Origin of the sequence: Intestinibacter sp., from assembly GCF_051866655.1 — a bacterium.
Taxonomy (GTDB): Bacteria; Bacillota; Clostridia; order Peptostreptococcales; family Peptostreptococcaceae; genus Intestinibacter.
On record NZ_JBJDXL010000309.1, the window covers coordinates 1 to 3,651 of the forward strand.

Genomic DNA, 3,651 nt, shown 5'->3' on the forward strand with positions numbered 1-3,651 from the left:
TGTGGCTCTAGAAGATGATTTTTTACATTTGTATAATCTGATATAGGAACTAAAGTAAGTGATTTAATATCCTCATCTGCTCCCAAAAATTCTATTGATTTTGAAGCTTCAGAAGTTGACATAAAACCTCCTTTATCTAATACATCTAGCATATTTCCTTTTTCATCAAATAAAACAAAATTTGTATCTAGTGTAGCATACCAGCTATTAGAAATCTTTACGGGCTTTTCCTTTATAATAATTTTGTTAGCTAGAGGAGATATTATCACCTTATCTACAGTTATCTCATGTTTTACTTTTACTTCTTTTTTGGCTTCTTCGTCATAATATTTATTATTTACCACAAAATCTTTATTTATGTTGTAGACACGAGTATTTTCAATAGCTTTGGATTTATCTACATTTACAAAGATACTCCAGTCGCCTTTTTTACCAAATATTTCATCAGTTCGAATCTCTATTTTTTCATTGTTTTCTATAGTTGTCTCACTCATGTCTATTTTTCGCATACCTTTTAACTTGTTATCGGATATATATGTAGCTTCATGCTCTACAAGTCCAAATGGTGTTATATTTTCTCCATCCTTATACGCATCTAATAATGGACTCACATGATCAGCCGACTTATACTTATTCATATCGACTAAATCAGATATTTTCTCATCGCTTTCTATTGTATAAAATATTACTAAATAATTTTCATCAATAGATACGCTATCAAGTGTTAATTCTATTCCTTTATCCTTAGCAGTTAAATCAAAATCTGTGCCTGTTTCCTCGAAATCCTCTTTGTCCGATTTGTATAGCGACTTTATATTGTCATTAAAATACTGTGAAATTTTACTTATTATTGGAATAGAATCAGCTAGTGAGGTATTCATTATTCCTACTGTGCCTATTGATATTACGACTAAAGATGCCACTGCTATTTTTCTATATCTTATTTTTCTCTTGTGATTTTTCCCTCTATTTATAGCTTTTTTAGTTACCTCATCTAGATTATCTGGAATATTTATATTATCAAACTTACTCATTACTTCTCCTCCTTTAATAGATCATATAGCTTTTTCTTCGCGCGTCTTATATATGACTTTACTGTGTTTTCATTACAATCCATGATTTCTGAGATTTGAGATATGCTAAAATCATGAAAATATTGAAGTATTATAGAGGTTTTGTATTTATCATTTAAAGAGTCTATTGCATCGTATAAATCTATTTTTTCCTCTAAGCTTGAATAAGAAATCTCGCCTATATAATTATCCAGCTTTTGATCTGTGAACTTATTGTCGTGTCTTTGTTTTAATTTCACATTGTTTATCAGTATTTTAGTTATCCATGTTTTAAAAAATCTATAGTTTTTAAGTTTATGTATATTTATATAGGCTTTATAGACGGTCTCTTGATAAATATCTAAGGCATCGTGTTCGTTTTTCACATATAAAAATGACATTTTATAGAGATATTCTTTGTAAATATTTATCAGCTCCTCAAATGCATTGTCGCTTCCTTTTTGTGCTTTTTCGAGTAATTCATACTCTTTGTATCGGTCTTTTGTTTGGTTCGATGAGTTTATCATTTTAATTACACTATCTTCAATCATCTTGTCCCCTCCTTGTAACTAAATTATATATATATATTAGATACTTGTACTGTCTATTTAGTTGCAATTTTTTATATAAAAATTCTAATTTTATTTATCAAGCCTATAGAGGGTATAAATTAAACAAAAAGGAATGTAGCAAAATAAACAAAAATTATTTCACTACATTCCCTAATTTTATTTAATACTTATTAATTGTTTAATAATTTATTTATAGTTGTTGAACCCTTCTTATATGTTGCATAAACAGTATATTCATTACCAGCCTTATCCTTGTAAATTACATAAGCTGATGCTGTTATTTCTGCATCAAATTGAGCTCTTGGTATATTTACTAAAGTTCCTAAATAAGTTACATAATTCTTTTCCTCATTCACTTCGTAGTTTACCTTACCTATAGATTGAGCTATATTAGGAGTATCTAGTGTCAATGATTCTCCCTCTGGTAGTAATCTAGCTGGAAGTATTATAGTTCCTTTTTCTACTATTTCATCGCCATCGTTGTAGATTCTAGTACCAAATCTTATACCACTCTTATCGTCTACTACTGCTTTGACTTGAGCTCCTAGCATCTCTACATGAGCCCATTTAGCTTTATATGTTGTATCTTGATCATATGTAGCACCTGATTTGTATTCTGTAGTTATGTCGTCAGTATCCTTGTACCATCCTACAAATGTATATCCAGTCTTTGTAGGAGCTTCTGGTGTATAGTTTAATTGCTGACCTTTACCTACTGTTTTTACTATATTTTCAGTTCCATTATCTGCATCAAAGGTAATACTTGTTATAACTACATCCTCGTCATCTCTGTACTTGTAAGTGATATTATTATCTATAGCGTATGTTTCTGATACTGAATCTTTATAAACGTACATCGTTAAATTACTACATCCTAGAAATGCATAAGTTCCAATTGATGTTACTCCTTTTGGGATTGTTATACTTTTTAGTGCACTACATCTATAAAATGCATAAGTCCCAATTGAAGCTACTCCCTCTGGAAGTGTTATACCTGTTAATGAGCTACATTCATAAAATGTATAATTTTCAATTGATGTTACTCCTTTTGGAATTGTTATATCTGTTAATGAACTACATCCCCAAAATGTAGATCCTCCAATTGAGGTTACTCCTTCTGGAAGTGTTATACTTTTTAATGCGCTACAGTAACCAAATGCACCACCTGCAATTGAAGTCACTCCTTCTGGAAGTGTTATACTTTCTAATGAACTACATTCATAAAAAGTACTTTCTCCAATTGATGTTACTCCTTTTGGGATTGTTATGCTCTTTAATGCACTACATCCAGAAAATGCACTTTTTCCAATTGAAATTACTCCTTCTGGAAGTGTTATGCTCTTTAATGCACTACATCCTAAAAATAGACTATTTTCAATTGATGTTACTCCTTTTGGGATTGTTATGCTCTCTAATGAACTACATCTATAAAATGTGCTTTCTCCAATTGAAGTCAAGCCTTCTGGAAGTGTTATACTTTTTAATGAACTACAGTCAGTAAATACATGATCTTTAATTGAAGTTATCCCTTTTGGAATTGTTATACTCTGTAATGCACTGCATCCATAAAATGTATAGCTACCTATATATGTTACTCCATCTGGAAGTGTTATTCCTTCTAATGAACTACATCCCTGAAATACACATTCTCCTATATATGTTAAACTGTCTGGAAGTGTTATACTTTTTAACGAACTACATCCATAAAATGCAAAGTTTTTAATTGAAGTTACTCCTTTTGGGATTATTATACTCTCTAATGCGCTACATCCATAAAATACACTATATTCAATTGAAGCTACTCCTTCTGGGATTGTTATACTCTCTAATGCACTACATCCCTCAAATGCAGCGTTTCCAATTGAAGTTACTCCTGCTGGAATTGTTATACTCTTTAATGAACTACATCCATAAAATGCACATTCTTCTATAGTTGTTACCTTCATCCCATTTATTTTTGAAGGTATAGTTATTTCTGTGTCTTGACCTGTATAGCCAGTTATTATTACCTCTGAATTATATACAGT

At 30.6% G+C, this 3,651-nt stretch carries 3 protein-coding genes; all 3 read right to left on the reverse strand.

Going from position 1 to position 3,651, the window contains the following annotated elements; all coding sequences use genetic code 11:
• On the reverse strand, positions 1–1,034 hold a 1,034-nt coding region (locus ACI3VO_RS09220; protein WP_439757634.1), incomplete at its 3' end, for a DUF4179 domain-containing protein.
• Positions 1,034–1,603, reverse strand: a complete 570-nt coding sequence (locus tag ACI3VO_RS09225) for a sigma-70 family RNA polymerase sigma factor (RefSeq protein ID WP_439757635.1) — start codon at positions 1,601–1,603, stop codon at positions 1,034–1,036. The genes ACI3VO_RS09220 and ACI3VO_RS09225, both read right to left, overlap by 1 nt.
• Positions 1,604–1,794: 191 nt before the next feature.
• Positions 1,795–3,651, reverse strand: a 1,857-nt coding sequence (locus ACI3VO_RS09230; protein WP_439757636.1) for a leucine-rich repeat protein, incomplete at its 5' end; no start/stop codon positions are given.

Coding starts and splice junctions, on each gene's coding strand:
- ACI3VO_RS09225 (WP_439757635.1), bottom strand. CDS start 1,603: ATGATTGAAGATAGTGTAATTAAAATGATAAACTCATCGAACCAAACA.